The sequence below is a fragment of the Paludisphaera mucosa genome (assembly GCF_029589435.1).
In the GTDB taxonomy this organism is placed as follows: domain Bacteria; phylum Planctomycetota; class Planctomycetia; order Isosphaerales; family Isosphaeraceae; genus Paludisphaera; species Paludisphaera mucosa.
This window is the reverse complement of the sequence record NZ_JARRAG010000002.1, coordinates 4,083,448-4,099,364: the sequence shown is the minus strand read 5'-3', so window position 1 is coordinate 4,099,364 and position 15,917 is coordinate 4,083,448. Positions and strand designations below refer to the sequence as shown.

Annotated in this window: 12 protein-coding genes; 3 read left to right on the top strand and 9 right to left on the bottom strand. The window is 71.5% G+C overall.

The features are described from left to right. Positions 1 to 8: 8 nt before the first annotated feature. The 9 genes from cheB to PZE19_RS25560 form a co-directional block, all read right to left on the bottom strand. Positions 9 to 1,142, bottom strand: coding sequence for a chemotaxis-specific protein-glutamate methyltransferase CheB (gene cheB / locus PZE19_RS25600; RefSeq protein ID WP_277863442.1), 1,134 nt, complete (start codon positions 1,140 to 1,142; stop codon positions 9 to 11). Positions 1,143 to 1,148: 6 nt separating this feature from the next. Then, positions 1,149 to 2,015 carry a CheR family methyltransferase gene (locus tag PZE19_RS25595; RefSeq protein WP_277863441.1) on the bottom strand — a complete coding sequence of 289 codons (867 nt, stop codon included), beginning with the start codon at positions 2,013 to 2,015 and terminating at the stop codon, positions 1,149 to 1,151. A 1-nt stretch (position 2,016) separates the two neighbouring features. After that, positions 2,017 to 2,517 carry a chemotaxis protein CheW gene (locus PZE19_RS25590; RefSeq protein WP_277863440.1) on the bottom strand — a complete coding sequence of 167 codons (501 nt, stop codon included), beginning with the start codon at positions 2,515 to 2,517 and terminating at the stop codon, positions 2,017 to 2,019. 118 nt (positions 2,518 to 2,635) lie between these two features. Further along, positions 2,636 to 4,504 (bottom strand): methyl-accepting chemotaxis protein, encoded by a 1,869-nt coding sequence (locus PZE19_RS25585; RefSeq protein WP_277863439.1) that lies wholly within the window; start codon positions 4,502 to 4,504, stop codon positions 2,636 to 2,638. After that, positions 4,501 to 6,903: a chemotaxis protein CheA gene (locus tag PZE19_RS25580; protein WP_277863438.1), complete on the bottom strand. Its 2,403-nt coding sequence runs from the start codon at positions 6,901 to 6,903 to the stop codon at positions 4,501 to 4,503. Before PZE19_RS25580 ends, PZE19_RS25585 begins: the two co-directional genes overlap by 4 nt. A 317-nt stretch (positions 6,904 to 7,220) precedes the next feature. Further along, positions 7,221 to 7,682, bottom strand: coding sequence for a response regulator (locus PZE19_RS25575; RefSeq protein ID WP_277863437.1), 462 nt, complete (start codon positions 7,680 to 7,682; stop codon positions 7,221 to 7,223). A gap of 110 nt (positions 7,683 to 7,792) precedes the next feature. Beyond that, on the bottom strand, positions 7,793 to 8,089 hold the full coding sequence (locus PZE19_RS25570; RefSeq protein ID WP_277863436.1) for an STAS domain-containing protein: 297 nt from the start codon (positions 8,087 to 8,089) through the stop codon (positions 7,793 to 7,795). Positions 8,090 to 8,297: 208 nt separating this feature from the next. Then, positions 8,298 to 9,467, bottom strand: a complete 1,170-nt coding sequence (locus PZE19_RS25565) for a PP2C family protein-serine/threonine phosphatase (RefSeq protein WP_277863435.1) — start codon at positions 9,465 to 9,467, stop codon at positions 8,298 to 8,300. A gap of 191 nt (positions 9,468 to 9,658) precedes the next feature. Beyond that, a complete protein-coding gene (locus tag PZE19_RS25560; protein ID WP_277863434.1) occupies positions 9,659 to 10,750 on the bottom strand; it encodes a ferrochelatase in 1,092 nt (363 codons plus the stop codon). Between the two features lie 411 nt (positions 10,751 to 11,161). Here PZE19_RS25560 and PZE19_RS25555 point away from each other — a divergent pair, with 411 nt between their 5' ends. From PZE19_RS25555 to PZE19_RS25545, 3 genes are all read left to right on the top strand, one after another. Further along, a complete protein-coding gene (locus tag PZE19_RS25555; protein WP_277863433.1) occupies positions 11,162 to 12,106 on the top strand; it encodes an ankyrin repeat domain-containing protein in 945 nt (314 codons plus the stop codon). Further along, positions 12,096 to 12,968: a hypothetical protein gene (locus tag PZE19_RS25550; protein ID WP_277863432.1), complete on the top strand. Its 873-nt coding sequence runs from the start codon at positions 12,096 to 12,098 to the stop codon at positions 12,966 to 12,968. Before PZE19_RS25555 ends, PZE19_RS25550 begins: the two co-directional genes overlap by 11 nt. Positions 12,969 to 13,115: 147 nt before the next feature. Next, on the top strand, positions 13,116 to 15,749 hold the full coding sequence (locus tag PZE19_RS25545; protein ID WP_277863431.1) for an alpha-galactosidase: 2,634 nt from the start codon (positions 13,116 to 13,118) through the stop codon (positions 15,747 to 15,749). Positions 15,750 to 15,917: the final 168 nt, after the last annotated feature.

Genomic DNA, 15,917 nt, shown 5'->3' with positions numbered 1-15,917 from the left:
CCCGGGCCTCAGTGCCAGGTGCCGGCTTCGGGGTTGGCGACCCAGGCCTGGATCGTCGTGGCGATGGCGTCGAGGGGGACGACGTACTTGGCCGCGCCCCGTCGGATCGCCTCGCGGGGCATGCCGAAGACGATGCAGGTGGCCTCGTTCTGGGCGATGGTGAGCGAGCCCGCCTCGCGCATCTCCAGCAGGCCGCCGGCGCCGTCGTCGCCCATGCCGGTCATGATCACGCCGGCCGCGGCCGGCCCCGCCGCCTGCGCGGCCGACCGGAAGAGGACCTCCACGCTGGGCCGGTGCAGGCAGACCGGCGGCCCTTCCTGCAGCTCGACGCGGTAGCCCGAGCCGTGACGCTTGATCATGCCGTGCGACGCCCCGCCCGGGACGATCAGGACCTTGCCCTGCCGCACGGGCTCGTGGTGGCGGGCCTCGGCGACCTCCAGCTTGATCCGCGGGTCGTTGTTCAGCCGATCGGCGAAGGCACCGGTGAAGTCGGCCGGCATGTGCTGGACCACCACCATGCCCGGGGCGTTGGCCGGGAAGCCGGCGAGCAGGGCCTGGATCGCCTGCACCCCGCCGGTGCTCACGCCCACCACCACCACGGGGTCGCTCACCGTGCCGCGGGGGACGTGGGGCAGATACGGCAGCACGACGTCGGCCGAGTGCCGCGAGTCGGCGTTGCCCTGGGGCCGATCTTCGCGCAGGGGGAGCCGGCCGGCGCGGGCGGCGTTGCGGATGCTCTCCAGCATGTTCGCCGACCACTCCGGCAGCCGCGAGGCGTCCAGCCAGTTGGGCTTGGCGATGACCTCGATGGCCCCCATCTCCAGCGCCGTGACGGCGCGGTCGGCGACCGACGTGCAGAGGACGACGGGCATCGGGTGCTGCTTCATCAGCTTCCGGAGGAACGTCAGGCCGTCCATCCGGGGCATCTCGACGTCGAGCACGATCACCCCGGGCACCGAACGGCTGAGCATCGCGACCGCCTCGTAGGGGTCGGCCGCGAGCGACACCCGGAACCGCGAGTCGGACTCGATGATCGCCTTCAATCGCTGGCGGACCACGGCGCTGTCGTCCACGACCATCACCTCGATGGCCGGGTGGTGGGAGGGCGGGACCGGCGGGGTCGAACGGTCGCGCAGGGCCATGGGGGATCAATCCTCTTTCTGGAAGATCGAGGGCGATTGCTTGCGGAACATGGCCGGGACCGAGGGCAGGATCTCGCCGTTGCCCATCACCAGCCAGCCGCCGGGCCGGATGTGCTGGGCCAGGCGGTTCAGGAGCACCTGCCGCTCCTCGTCCGAGAAGTAGATCGACACGTTGCGGCAGAAGACGACGTGGAAGTCGGTCGGGATCGGCCAGTGCGACGTCCGCAGGTCGATGTGACGGAACTTCACCAGGTCGCGGATCTCGGGCACGATCCGGAACGAGCCCTCGCGGGGGCCGCGGCCCAGCAGGAAGAAGCGGCGGAGCCGCGCCTGCGAGACCCCCTGGACGTCGCGGGCCGTGTAGATGGCCCCGGCGGCGACCTTGAGCATCTCCAGCGAGAGGTCGCTCCCCCAGATGTCCATCCGCGAGAGGCCGTGCTGCGGCAGCGCCTCGGCCAGGGCCATCGCCATGCTGTACGGCTCCTGGCCCGACGAGCAGCCCGCCGACCAGATCCGCACCGGGGTCGACGGCGACTCCCGCAGCCAGTTCGACACCTGCTCGATCAGGAACGTGAAGTGGGCCGGCTCGCGGAAGAACGAGGTGTGGTTGACCGTGCTCAGGTCGATCAGGAGCTGCGCGCCCCAGCCCGTGGGGTCGGGCCGCAGCGCCTGGTCGTAGAACTGGGTGAAGCTGCCGATGCCCCGCGCCTGCAGCCGCGACCGCAGCCGGGCCTGGAGCAGGCCCATGCGATGGGTCTCCAGGGTGATCCCGATCTGGTTCCGGAGGAACGCGATGACGCAGCCGAAATCCTTCTCGGACCACGGATCGGGATCGCCGGAGGGCGAGGGTGGCAGCAGGCCCGACGACGCCACGTTAGACTCCCTCGCCGTTTATCGTAGCCAGGACCGAGAAGACACGGTCCACGTCAAGTACGAGCAAGAAGGCGTCCTGGTGACGGATCAGGCCCCGGACGAACGGCGTGGTCTTCCCGAGCCCCAGCTGCGGCGACGGCTGGACCTGGTCGGGCGCGAACTCCAGGACGTCGGAGACGCGGTCGACGAGAAGCCCGGTCACGTCCGAATCGTTCCCCGCCTCCGTCTCCACGATCAGCACGCTCGGGGCGCGAGCGGGCTTGGCGTCGACGGGGAGTCCGAACGGTATCCTTAGATCATACACCGGCACGACGTGGCCGCGAAGGTTGATCACCCCCAGGAGGGAGCGGGACGCGCCCGGGACCTCGGTGATCGACAGCACGTCGAGCACCTCCTGGACGCGGAGGACCTCCAGCGCGTAGCCCTCGCCGCCGAGTCGGAAGACGACGAAGGACTGGGCGCGGTCGGCCTCGGCGGTCTCGTCGGCGGTCAATTCGGTCATCCGCGGAGGCCCTCCCAGGCGGTCGCCCCGCCGGTCACGCGCGGCGGGGCCGGCGGCCGAGGCCGTGGGGCGGGGGGATCATGGCGCAGGCGAGCCGGCTCGGCGAGCCGGATCCCCCTCATGAGAATCGCTCGAAATTGTCGTCGTCGTCAAGGTTGACCACCACGCCGCCCCGCGGCGGCGGGACGACCCCGGTCGGCGAGCCGCCGGGCCCGGAGCCCTGCGACGAGGCCGGCGGCGGGGCCGGCAGGGTGCCGCCGTGCCGGCCGCCGTGGTTCCGGCCCTCGACTCCGCTGTTGTTGCCGCCGTGGTGGACCTCCGCCGCGATATGGACCGGCGACCGCCGCGGCGGGCGGTGCGCGACCCCCCGCGACGGCTGGTGGTCGAGCCCCCGGCCCGCCGCGGGCGGGGCCGGGGGCGCGTAGGCGACGGAGTCGAGCCGGAAGAACTCGACGACGTGCTGCAGGCTCGAAGACTGCATCGCCAGGTCGGTCGACGTCGCCGCCAGCTCGTGGCTGGCCGCCGCGTTCTGCGAGACCACGTCCTCGAGCTGCTTGACGCCGATGTTGATCTCGCGGATCGCGTTCATCTGCTCCTGGCTGGCCGCGGCGATCTCCGAGATCAGCTCCGAGGTGTCGCGGATCATCGGCACCGTCCGCTCCAGGAGCTGGCCCGCGTTCTCGGCGACGGCCACGCTTTTCTTGGCCAGGTCGCTGATCTGCTGGGCCGCCGCCTGGCTCCGCTCGGCCAGCTTCTTGACCTCGCCGGCGACGACGGCGAACCCCCGGCCGTGCGGGCCGGCGCGGGCCGCCTCGATGGCCGCGTTGAGCGACAGCAGGTTCGTCTGGTAGGCGATGTCCTCGACGATCAGGATCTTCTGGGTGATCTCGCGCATCGCGGCGACCGTCTGGTGCACCGCCTCGCCGCCGCGGCCGGCCTGGGCGCTCGCCTCGTTGGCGGTCCGGGCGGTGTCGCGGGCGTGCTGGGCGTTGCGGGCGACCGAGCCGTCGACCGACTGCAGGCTGCTGCCGATCTCCTGCAGCGTCGCCGCCTGCTCGTGGGCCCCCTGGGCGAGCTGCTGGGCGCTCGAGTTCAGCTCGTTGCTCGCCGTCGAGACCGACGCGGTCATGTTGCGGATCTGGCCCACGACCTCCGAGAGCTTGACCACGACCGAGTCGGTCAGCCCGGCCAGCTCGCCCATCTCGTCGGAGCGGACGATGCCGGTGCGGTTGTAGAGGTGGCCCTCGTGGAGGTCCCCGGTGACGTCGATGATCTTCAGGAGCGGCCGGATGAACCAGCGGCCGAAGAGGAAGCTCAGGATGAGCGTCAGCGGGATGATCGTCGCCAGCAGGAGCAGGATCTTGCTCTGCGAGTCGTAGATCGTCTCGTAGGCGTTCTTGCGGGGGACGGCGACGAGGACCGCGTAGCCGTGCTCGGCCGCGGTCGCGCCGGTCGCCAGCCGGATCGGGGCGAAGCCGACGACCTCGGGCTCCAGATAGACCTCGCCGTCGACGGCCTCGACGTGATCGTTGCTGATCAGGTTCTGGGCCCGATTGGCGGTCTTGTGGTAGCGCTGATCGAGCTGGTCCGACTTGTCGTCGAACGAGCCGCTGGGCCCGCGCAGGCGGATCAGCACGCGGTTGGCCGGGTCGACGACCATCACGTGGGCGTTGGCCAGCTCGAACCGGGTGACGACCTCGGAGACGGCGTTCTGGATCGACCGCCGGTTGCCGTCGTTCAGGTTCCACTCGGGCAGCGGGGCCCCGCCTTCCGGCTCGGGCGCCGGGGCCGGCTGGGTCTTCTGGTTGGCCAGGGCGATCGTGTGGATCTTGTCGCTGATGGCCGCGGCGGCGGTCTGGATGATCAGGTCTTGCTTGCGCTTGAACTGGTCGTCGGCCAGGTAGGCCGTCGCCGCGACGATGGCCGCCGGGATGAGGCCGAAGGCCACCAGCGCCAGGGTGACTTTCACGCGCAGGGATAATCTCATCGCACGTTCTCCGCCCTCATGCCGGCCGGGGGCTTGTTACGGGATTGGTTCTCGGCGAGCCGCGATTCCGACACGAGCGCCGCGAGGTCGAGGATGAGCGAGACCGAGCCGTCGCCCAGGATCGTCGCGCCCGAGAACCGCCCCAGCCCGTGGAGGCCCTCGCCGAGCGACTGGATGACGGCCTGGACCCGGCCGCTGAGGCGGTCGACGGCCACCCCCACCCGCTGGCCCGAGTGCCGGGTGAGGAGCAGTTCCTGCCGGGCCGGAGGCGTCCCGGTGATCCCGAAGAGGCCTCGCAGCGAGACCGTCGGCACCAGCTCCCCGCGCACCGTGACGCAGGGGCGGTCGGCGGAGAGGGCCTGGGTCACCCCCCCCAGGGCCACGCATTCCTCGACCTGGGCCAGCGGCACCACGTACCGCCCGCCGCCGGTCTCGATCAGCAGGCCGTCGATCAGGGCGAGGGTCAGGGGCAGCCGGAAGATGAACGCGGTCCCCTTCCCCGGCGCGCTCTCGACGGCCAGGCTGCCGCGCAGGGCCCGCACCGAGTCGCGGACGACGTCCAGGCCCACGCCCCGCCCCGACATGTCGCTGACCTGGTCGCGGGTCGAGAAGCCGGGCTCGAAGATCAGGCTCACAACCCGGGGGTCGTCGGCCGGCGTGCCGTAGGGGATCAGGCCGCGCTCGATCCCCTTGCGGACGATCCGCTCGCGATCGAGGCCGCGGCCGTCGTCCTCGACCTTGATCGCCACCCGGTCCCCCTCGTGGCCGGCCGAGAGCGTGATCCGGCCGACCCGCGACTTGCCCTTCTCCAGGCGCTCCTCGGGGGGCTCGAGCGCGTGGTCGACGGCGTTGCGGATGAGGTGGATCATCGGGTCGCCGAGCCGCTCGACGATCGTGCGGTCGAGCCGGGTCTCCTGGCCCACGATCCGCAGCTCGATCTCCTTGCCCGTGCGGTCGGCCTGGTCGCGCACGAACCGGGGGAACCGCGAGAAGAGCTCGTCGACCGGGACCATGCGGAGGTCGAGCGTGGTGTCGCGGATCTCGCGGCTGACCCGCAGCAGGGCTTCGAGAGTCGAGCCCCAGGGCGACGCGCTCTTGACCTCGCGCAGGCCCTGGAGGTTGTCGGAGATCACCGCCAGCTCGCCCGCCAGGCCCACCAGGTCGTCGAGCTGCTGGGCGTCGACCCGGATCCGCCCGTGGGGACGCGCCGCCGGCGTGGGCGTACCGGCGCCGGACCGCGCCGCGCCGTTGGTCGCGGCGGCGTCGGCGGGCTTGAGGGCCGGCGCGGCGGCCGGCTCGCCCGGCGTCGACTCGGCTTCCGGGGCGGGCGCGGCGGCCCGGGGCCGGACGATGGCCGAGGGCGGCGACGAGACCGGCGTGCCCCGGGGCAGCTTCAGCAGCGGCGTCTCCACCGGCTCGAACGACCCGCCCGGCAGCCGGCGCTCGACCCCGATCGCGCCGTCCTCGAAGACGAACAGGAAGACGTCGTCCAGGCGCTCGGGCTCGACCTCGGTCCGCAGCGTGCACGTCCAGCTCAGGTAGCAGGACTCGGGGTCGAACGAGTCGAGCGTCGGGACGGCCTCCACGTCGGCCTGGACGTCGAGGGTCCCCAGCTCGCGAAGCTCGTCGAAGACCCCCAGCAGGTTGACCCCGCGCTTGAGGACGTCGGGGCCGGGGGCGAACCGGATCCGGTAGAGCGACTCGTTGGGGCCCCCCTGCTCGACCTCCTCCGCCGCCGGCATCGTCTTGCGCTCGGCGGCCTTCGGCCGGGCGGGTGCCTTGGGCTTCGGCTCGGCCTCGGGCTTGCGGCGCGAGCGCTTGGGCTTGGCGGCGGCCTCGGCGGCCGGCGGCTCGGGCGTCGGGGCCGGTTCGGGCGCAGGCGGCTCCGGCTTCCGCGGGGGGGGCTCGGGAGCCGTCGCCTTCGGTGCCGGGGGCTTCGAGGCGGCGGGGGGCGTGGGGACCGGGGCCGGCGAGGCCGCGGGCTGGGCCGGCGCGGCCGGCGGAGGCGCGGGCTTGGGCGGGGTCAGCAGCGCGGCGAGGCGCTGACTCAGGTGGCCTGATCCGGGGATGGGGGAGTCGGCGGCCTCGCCCTCGATCATGGCCGCGAGGTGGTCGCGCGACTCAAGGAGCGTGGTGATGATGTCGGAGTCGACGGCCAGGCTGCCGATGCGGATGCGTTCGAGGACGGCCTCGATGCCGTGGGTGAATTCGGCGATCGACCCCAGGCCGACCATCGCCGAGGCCCCCTTGAGGCTGTGCGCGGCGCGGAAGGTCTTGTCGAGGTGCGCGCGGTCGCCCTGGCGCCGCTCCAGCTCCATCAGCCCTTCTTCCAGGCTGATGAGCAGCTCGCGGGCCTCCTCGTAGAACATCTCGCGAAATCGGTCGTCCGCGCTTCCCAAGGCCGGATCGCTTCTTTCCAGGGGGAACGGCGCAGTGATGCGAACCGTTCGGACTCGTCCTGTCGGAGGGTGATCAGCCGGCGAATCCCCGCCGGCCCATCCAACTTCGCCCAACCCGCCCGCTCGCCCACACGTTCATTGTAGGCGCGCGGTCCCCGATCCGCCTCCCGGATGTCCGGCCAATCCGATCCGTTCGCGGGTCCGGGGGCCGGGAGGGCGTCGTTCCGTCGACTTCGAGTCTACACGACGGTCTCGCGGGGCGACGGCCGGGGGCCCGGAAAGGGGGCCGGCCCAACCGGACGACCCCGCCCAGGCGGCTACTCCGGCAGGACGCGGCGGACCCACCGCCGCAGGTGCTCGCCGTCGACCGGCTTGACCAGCCAGCCGGTCACGCCCTGGCGACGCCCGGGGTCGAACTCGCCGGGCTGCTTGCTGGAGAGGACCAGCACGGGGAGGAAGCGATGCGTCGGCAGCTCGCGGACGGCCGCCAGCAGGGCCAGGCCGTCGAGGTTGGGCATCTCGAGGTCGGTCAGCAGCAGGTCGCAGGTCGAGTCCTTGAGATATTGCAGCGCGGCGTCGCCGTCGGCGACGGAGACGACCTTGAGGCCCATCCCGCCGAGCTGGTCGGACACCCAGCGACGGACCGAACCGCTGTCGTCGGCGTGGAGGACGGTCTTGGTCATGGTCTTGATGCCGGCGCCCGCCAGGTGGTGCGGGATGTTCAGACGCGCATTGCCGGCCGCGGGCGCGGGGAGCGTCTGGGGGGAGGCCCAGTTCATGATCGCCGCCTCTAGGCTGGTCCGCCCCGACTTCGGCGTCCGCCGCCGACGTCGGGGAGCGACGTCGTCTTCGAGTCCCTCCGGCGGGGCCGCGCGGGCCGCCGCCGACGTCAGTCCTTTTCCGATGTCGAATCGAGCCACCGCGAGAGCCCCGACCGCTCGGCCGCCTCGACGCACGCCCGGGGCACCTTCGCGAGCGTCAGGCTCCGGCCGTCGGCCCGAGCCGTCTGCACGCACGAGATCAACAACTGCAGCCCCGCCAGGTCCCACTTGGTCGACTCGTCGAGCTCGACGCGAAGGTCCACGCCCTCGGCCAGGGCCTCGCGGAACGCCTCGCGCAGGCCGGCGACCTCGTAGATCGTCACCGGGCCGTCGAGCGCCACCGTCTTCGATTCGCCTGGATTCACGGCGGGATCGCGGCCGTTTGGCCGCGCTCTCTGCTGCTGCATCAGTATATCGGAAAGGACGTCGCACGTCGAGCACGCGCCGGATGCGCACAAGAAACCACCGGCCGCGACGCTGCGCCTTGCAGTCTATCACCTCTTCGGATCGTTGGGGAGGCGACCTGAGAATCCCTTCGGGAGACCCGCGGGATTTCGGGACGAGCCCTCCCCCTCACTTCTTCGCGGGGTGCTGGATGACGATGATGTTGATGTCGTCCGCCGGCCTTCCGGGGGCGGTGTGGGCCTTAACGGCGCCGTCGACCTGGTTGAGGATCTCGGTCGGGTCGCTGCCGTAATGGCCCTGCAGCAGGGTCTTGAGCCGGTCCTCGCCGAAGACGACGTCGGCGGGGTCCATGGCGTCGGGGAGGCCGTCGGTGTAGAGGATGAGGGACTCGCCCGGCTCCAGGCGGTCGGCGTCGCCGGCGGTGCCGTCGACCATGCCGATGCCGAGCATGCCGGGGTTCGAGGCCAGCATCCGGGGCCCGTTGGGGCCGATGATGATCGCCGGCGGGTGGCCGACGCCCGCGTAGCGGACCAGGCCGGTCTCCTCGTCGGCGATCAGGTAGAACCCGGTGCAGAAGTAGCCTTCGGGGAAGTACTGCTCGCCCGAGACGTCGAGGCCCGCCAGCAGCTCGCCGGGCTCAAGCACGGCGATCGACAGGCCCGCCGCCAGGGTCTTGACCATGCCCGAGAGCATCGCCGCGTTGACGCCGTGGCCCGACACGTCGGCGACGAGGATCCCCAGGCGGTTGTTGTCCAGCCGGTAGAAGTCGTAGACGTCGCCGCCGAGCTGGTTGGCCGGCGTGTAGCGCACGGCCACCTGCAGCAGGCCGCGGGGCTTGGGGGGCCGGGGCATCATCGCGAACTGGACCTTCCGCGCCAGGTCGAGCTCGAACGTGAGCTTCTTGTGGGCGGTCTCCAGCAGGCGGTTGCGCTCGGCCAGCTCGGAGCGGAGGTCGGCGACCCGCAGGTGGGCGCGGATCCGCGCGAACATCTCCTGGATGTCGTCGGGGCTGCGGGGCTTCTGGATGTAGTCGTCGGCCCCCGATTCCAGGCCGGCGATCTTGTTGCGGGTCTCGCCCAGGGTCGTGAGCATGAGGACCGGGATCGAGCGCAGGTCGACGTCGGCCTTGATCCCCTGGCAGAACCCGGGGCCGTCCAGCTCGGGCATCTCGTAGTCGGTGAGGATCAGGTCCGGGCGCGGGTCCGCCTTGGCCTGGACCAGGCCCTCGGCCCCGTCGTTGGCGGTGCGGACCTCGTAGCCCTCCTCCTTCAGCAGCGTGCCCAGCATGCGGCGCATCGTGGAACTGTCTTCGACCAGCAAGATCCGACGCGACGACATCAACGTGCTCTCCCCGGCCCGGCTCGCTCCCCGCGCGGCGCGTCAGGCCGCGCGGGTCGTCGGAAAACGGATAACCGATCCATCCCGCGGCCGGAGGGCGTCTCCGTCGCGGGATGGATTTCTCATGATAGGTGACGGGACGCGGCACTGGCTAGATCAGCCCGCGCCCGGGGCCGGCCCGGGAGGCCGGCTCAGGCTCGCGCCGGGGCCGGGGCGAAGGCCGCCGGCGGCCGCGCCGGGGGGAGGCAGCAGTCGGGCGGGCAGGCGTCGTGGCTGGGGCCGAACTGGCCGATCGACCGCCTCTCGTCGGAGGTCGCGCAGTGGAGCCGCTCGCAGACCAGCTCGCGGATCATGCGGACGAACCCGCGGTGGGTGCCGACCGTCCGCGACCGCACCAGGTTCAGGCCGATCCGCTCGCAGAGGATCCGCGCCTCCTCGTCGAGGTCGTAGAGGACCTCCATGTGGTCGGAGAGGAAGCCGATGGGGTGGACGACGACCTCCTCGCCCCCCTCGTCGCGGAGGGCCTGCAAATGTTCGAGGATGTCGGGCCCGAGCCAGGGGTCGCTGGGCCGGCCGCTGCGGCTCTGGTAGACGAGCGTCCAGCGGTCCTCGTCGATCTTCAGCTCGGCCGCCACCAGCCGGCAGGTCTCGCGGAGCTGCTCCTCGTACGAAGAGGTCGCGGCCATCGAGGCCGGGATGCTGTGGGCGGTGAAGACGATCGGCACCCGCCCGCGCTCCTCGGCCGGGACCTTGGCGAGCGCCTCGCGGACGCGGTCGGCGTTGGCGGCGACGAACTCGGGGTGGTTGTAGAAGACCCGGACCTTGTCGACCTGCGGGGCCGACGGCCCGACCTCCTCACGCGCCCGGCCGATGTCCTCGCGATACTGCCGGCAGCTCGAATACGAGCTGTACGCCGCCAGCACGACCGCCAGCGCCTTCTTCACGCCGGCGTCGGCCATCTCGCGCAGGGTGTCGGTCAGCATCGGCGTCCAGTTGCGGTTGCCCCAGTAGACGGGGACCGTCACGCCGTGCCGGCGCAGCTCGGGGCCGAGGCCGTCGATCAGGGCCCGGACCTGGGCGTTGATCGGGCTCACCCCGCCGAAGTGGTGGTAATGCTCGGCCACTTCCTCCAGCCGCTCGCGGGGGATGTTCCGCCCGCGGGTCACATTCTCGAGGAAGGGCATCACGTCATCGGGCTTCTCCGGTCCCCCGAAACCGACGATCAGGATCGCGTCGTACTCGGGCTTGTCCCGGCTTCCGTCGGCGACGTTGCATTCGCTCATTCTTGGTGTACCACCCGGTGCAAAAGGATCAGAGCCGCCACTGCATCTTTAGCGGGCGCCCCCCCGGATCTCAACCCCATTCGGGACGCGCCGGGCCTGCGGTCGCTTCGTCGCGCCGTCCGCGAGTCGGCTCGATCCCATGGAGAAAATGTAGGTCGAAAAGGCGTTCGTGGACTCGAACGAGTCTTGCGGCAGCGTGAGAACGGGAGCAGACTCCACGATCACCGCCTCGGGCACGGATCCGGGTCGAGCAAAGGCCATGCCGACGCCTGTCCTGGCAAGATGGCGGGATAAGTTAAGAAGATAGCCGCTCAATAGGCCCTGGCGTTCCGCCTGGCAGCCCAAGAATTGAGCGTCTTTGTTCTTCCGATAGGCATCTTGGATCAGTTCTCGTCGTCGAAGGAGGCCGCCGTGGTCAGGCCGGATGGCGAAAGCGAGGAATCCCCGTCGGAGGGAGGGCGTGGCCGGTCTGAAGAGGTCAAGCGGCGGGTCGTCGAGGAGCCGGGATACCTGGAATCGCGCGACGAGTTCGGCTATACCCCCCTGATCATGGCCGTCCTGGGCGACGACCCCGACCTGACCGCGTTCCTGCTGGCGCGGGAGGCCAACCCCGACGTCGTCACGGCCGACGGCTACTCCGCCCTGCTCTGGGCCGTCGAGTCGGAGGCGGAGGCCTCGACGGCCGTCCTGGCGACGCTGATCGCGGGCGGAGCCGACGTGAACGGCACCGGGCTCAACGGCTGGACCCCCCTGCACATGGCGGCGTCGCGCGGGCGCGTCGCCAAGGCCCGGATGCTCCTCGACGCCGGGGCGCGGGTCGACCAGAGGGCGACGATCGACGGCGAGGAGACGCCGCTCATGGAGGCGGCGCGGGGCGGCCGTCCCGAGGTCGTACGGCTCCTGCTGGAGCGCGGAGCCGACCCCTCGCTCCGCGACGTCATGCTGAACCGCAGCCCTCGCGAGATCGCCGAGGACGCCGGCTTCGGCTGCAACGACGGCATTTACGACTATCTCAAGGAGAACCCGACCCCCCTCGACGCCGACGCGATCCTCGACGAGACGGGAATCGACGGCGAGGCCCGCGAGCAGCTCCGCTCGATGCTCGCGAATCACGACATGGCCGAATCCTACCGCGAGAGCGCCGACCGCCTCGCTCGCGAAGGCGGGCACGACGAGGTGATCTGGATCCTCGACGAGCACGAGGCCCGGCGCGTCGGGCGGCTCCGCTTCTGGCTGCGGCGTCGGGTCGCCTTCCTCCGTCGCTGGTGGTCGGGCGAGATCCGCTTCTCCGGGCCCTACCTCCGCTGGAATCGACCGAGCGCGACCGACGCCGAAGGGGGCGACGATGTCGACTAGATTCTTGCTGGCCTTCTACGGATTCTTCGTCGCGCTCGTGCTGCTGGGCGCGGCCGCCGCCGGCTTCCTGGCCGTCCTCGGCTCGGCCGCGTCCCCGGCCGGTTTGAGACCCTTCCTGAACGCCGCGCCCTTCCTCGGCGTCGCGAGCGCGATCGTGCTGATCATCGCCCACCACCCATGGTACGTCTGGTTTCGCGACCAGTATCGCCAGCCCGCCGCGCTGGACGTCCGATCGGTCGACGTCGACGACCCGGAAACCCCCGCGGAATTCGCCTCGGCCGTCCGATCGGCGTCTCAGGCCTGGGCTGCCCTCGGCTACGGGCCGACGACGGCCTTGCACCTCGTGACGCGCGAGCACGAAGCCCTGACGGCGCTCGCGGCGCACCCCCGGACCGGGACCGTCGCGTCGGTCGTCTTCTCCAGCAACGACTTCCGGATCCTGGGCCACATGACCCGCCACGCGGGCGGCGGCGGGCTGGCGACGATGAACCTGTCCGAGACCTCCTTCCTGCAGTGGCCCTTCGCGAGCTGGCCGGGCTGGTCGTCCCTGGCCGTCTTCGAAGTCGACGGCCCAGCGCCCCTGGCCCGGCTCCACGAGGCTCGCCTGGAAGCGGCCGGCCGCGGCGACGCGGCTTTGATCGCCGCCCCCTTCGACCCCGTGGCCTACTCGCACGCCCTGTTCGACGAGGCGATGAAGGTGCAGGTGCGGGCCGGCTACATGGTCCTCGACGGCGACGACTATCGACTGACGCGGCTGGGGGCGTGGAAGGTGGCCTTCAAGTGCAACATCCCGATCGCCCTCCTCCGCGTCGCCCTCGCCCGCCGTCGCGCCGAGAGGGCCCTTCGCGCGTTCCGGGCCTGAGCGCACTCATTGCCGCCCGATGCAGGGAGGAGTACAACTGCGCCGCGGGGATCGATCGAAGCCGATCGCCCCGCGACCCCGCCCGACCGCCCCGCCCGCGTACGATCGCCCGTCCGGGGCGTCCCCCCCCGATCAGGAGCGCAACCGATGCTGACGTCGGTACTGGTTCGTCCTCGCCGGATCCTCTTCGCCGCCGCTGCGGCGCTCGCGGTCGGAATACCGGCGACGGCCGGGGTGGTCGCGCCCGCCCCCGAGGAGATGGCGCGGCTGCGGCGGTGGGTGGCGGAGCATCTCGACGGCCCGGATGCGTCGGCCCCGTTCTCGTTCCGGTACGCGGGCCGACCTTCGGCGGGACTGCTGAAGACGTGGGAGAAGGCCCACGAATCGCGCGAGCTGGACCCGACCCGCAGCGAACGCGTCGCGACGTACACCGACCGGGCGACCGGCCTGGTCGTCCGCTGCACGGCGATCGTCTACAAGGATTTCCCGACCGTCGAGTGGACGGTCGTCTTCCGCAACGGAGGTGCGGCCGAGACGCCGATCCTGGAGGACGTGCAGGGCCTCGACGGGATCTGGACGGGAGGCGGCGGCGCGGCCGTCCTGCACCACGCCCGGGGCTCGATCTGCACGGCCGGCGACTACGAGCCGTTCGCAACGCCCCTGGCCCCGGGGACCTCTTCTCGCTTCGGCGGGTCGGCCGGGCGGCCGTCGGGGGACGACTGGCCGTATTTCAACCTCCAGCAAGGCGACGCGGGCCTGATCGTCGCCGTCGGCTGGCCGGCCCAGTGGGCGGGGACCTTCGCCGCCGAGGCCGACGGCGTCCGCATCCGCGCCGGGCAGGAAGGGGTGCACGCCAAGCTCCTCCCCGGCGAGGAGATCCGCACCCCGCTCATGGCGCTCCAGTTCTGGAACGGGGACCGGGCGCGGTCGCAGAACGTCTGGCGGCGCTGGATGACGGCGCACGGGATGACGCGGCCCAGCGGGGCGCCGCCGCCTCCCCAGTTCGTCGCGTCCAGCTCGCGAGCGTACGGCGAGATGGTCCACGCCGACGAGGGCAAGCAGCTCATGTTCATCGATCGGTATCTGGAGGAAGGGATCAAGCTCGACGCCTGGTGGATGGACGCCGGCTGGTACGTCCAGGAGCAGGGCTGGCCCCAGGTCGGCACCTGGGAGGTCGACGCGAAGCGGTTCCCGCGCGGCCTGCGGGCGGTCAGCGACCACGCCCACGCCAGGGGGCTGAGGACCATCGTCTGGTTCGAGCCCGAACGGGTCGCGCCGGGGACCTGGCTGTACGAGAACCACTCCGAATGGCTGCTCCCCCGCCACGCGCCCGGGACGGCCGAGTCGCCCGGCCTGCGGTCGTGGTCGTCGGCCTCGATCGGCGTCGACCCGGTGGTGATCGCCAACCTGTCGGACGAGCCCCGGGAACTGGGCGCGATCCACGTCGCGCCCCGCGGGATGACGTTCCACCCCGGACCCGACGGCGAGTTCTGCGTCGTCCGCTGGACGGCCCCCGAGGCCGGCGACGTCGCGATCCGCGCGGCCTTCCGCGCCGCCGATCCCAAGGCGACGACCGACGTCCACGTCCTGCTCGCCGGCAAGCCGATCTTCGAGGATCGGGTCGGCGAGAAGGGCCGCGAGCCGAGCTGCGACCGGTCACTGACGGTCGCCCGGGGCGATGCGATCGACTTCGTCGTCGGCCCCGGCGGCAACGGCCACGGCTTCGACTCGACGAGCCTGACGGCGACCCTCGCGACGACCTCGGGCGCGACTCACGACGCGGCGCTGGAGTTCGCCGTCGATCGCAACCCCGGCTCGGCGTGGAGCTACGGCTGGCTGAAGCCGGGTGCGACGCCCGACGCCTCGACTTTCACGCCGTTCGATCGCAAGGGCCGGCCCGGCGAGGACGCCTCGAAGCTGCTGAACCTGGGCTCCCCCGCGGCCCGGGAATGGCTGACGGACCACGTCGACCGCACGCTCGCCGAGCAGGGAGTCGACCTGTATCGCCAGGACTTCAACATCGACCCGCTCCCCTTCTGGCGGGCGGCCGACGCGCCCGATCGGCGGGGCGTGACCGAGAACCACCACGTCGTCGGCTACCTCGCCTACTGGGACGAGCTGATCCGCCGCCGCCCCGGCCTGCTGATCGACTCATGCGCCAGCGGCGGCCGGCGCAACGACCTGGAGACGATGCGTCGCGCGGTGCCGCTCTGGCGGACGGATTACGCCTTCCAGGCGATCGCCGACCAGGGCATGACGTACGGGCTCTCGCCCTGGCTCCCCTACTTCGGCTCGGGCACCACGGCGGCCCGCGACGCCTCGTACATGGGCGCGGGGTTCTCGGCCGTCGACCCCTACGCCTTCTGGAGCAACGCCACGCCGAGCATCAGCTGCGGCGTCGACGTCCGCGAGCGCGGGATCGACTACAAGACGCTCCGGACGCTCGTCGGCCGCTGGCGCGAGCTGAGCCGGTTCTACTACGACGACTTCTACGCCCTGACCCCCTACTCGCTCGCGACCGACGCCTGGATCGCCTGGCAGTACAACGCCCCCGAGCGCCGCGAGGGCGCGGTCCAGGCCTTCCGCCGCCAGGACGCTCCGGAGGCCCGCATCCGGCTGAAGCTGCACGGCCTCGACGCCGACGCCGTGTATGCGCTATCTACGCTCGACGCGACGGAGCCTCGCGAGGCCGCCGGCCGCGACCTCATGGCGACCGGCCTGGAGGTCGACATTCCCGCCCGCCCGGCGGCCGCCGTCGTCTTCTACCGCCGCCGGGACTGACCCGCGCCCCAGCCGGCGCCACCGCCATGTCGAATCGTTCGAACATCATGAAATGCACCGAGCATTGGATGGATATTGCATCCAATGACATGGGGGCTGCAAACGATCGACGCCGTTGCTCTCGGCCGGACCCGCCCTCGGCACCCTCCTCTTCCTGGGCGGGGCGAG

Bases quoted from the DNA above. Each gene is read 5' to 3' on its own strand.
- PZE19_RS25590 (WP_277863440.1), bottom strand. From the start codon at position 2,517: ATGACCGAATTGACCGCCGACGAGACCGCCGAGGCCGACCGCGCCCAG.
- PZE19_RS25575 (WP_277863437.1), bottom strand. From the start codon at position 7,682: ATGAACTGGGCCTCCCCCCAGACGCTCCCCGCGCCCGCGGCCGGCAAT.
- PZE19_RS25545 (WP_277863431.1), top strand. From the start codon at position 13,116: ATGCTGACGTCGGTACTGGTTCGTCCTCGCCGGATCCTCTTCGCCGCC.
- PZE19_RS25585 (WP_277863439.1), bottom strand. From the start codon at position 4,504: ATGAGATTATCCCTGCGCGTGAAAGTCACCCTGGCGCTGGTGGCCTTC.
- PZE19_RS25565 (WP_277863435.1), bottom strand. From the start codon at position 9,467: ATGTCGTCGCGTCGGATCTTGCTGGTCGAAGACAGTTCCACGATGCGC.
- cheB (WP_277863442.1), bottom strand. From the start codon at position 1,142: ATGGCCCTGCGCGACCGTTCGACCCCGCCGGTCCCGCCCTCCCACCAC.
- PZE19_RS25560 (WP_277863434.1), bottom strand. From the start codon at position 10,750: ATGAGCGAATGCAACGTCGCCGACGGAAGCCGGGACAAGCCCGAGTAC.
- PZE19_RS25550 (WP_277863432.1), top strand. From the start codon at position 12,096: ATGTCGACTAGATTCTTGCTGGCCTTCTACGGATTCTTCGTCGCGCTC.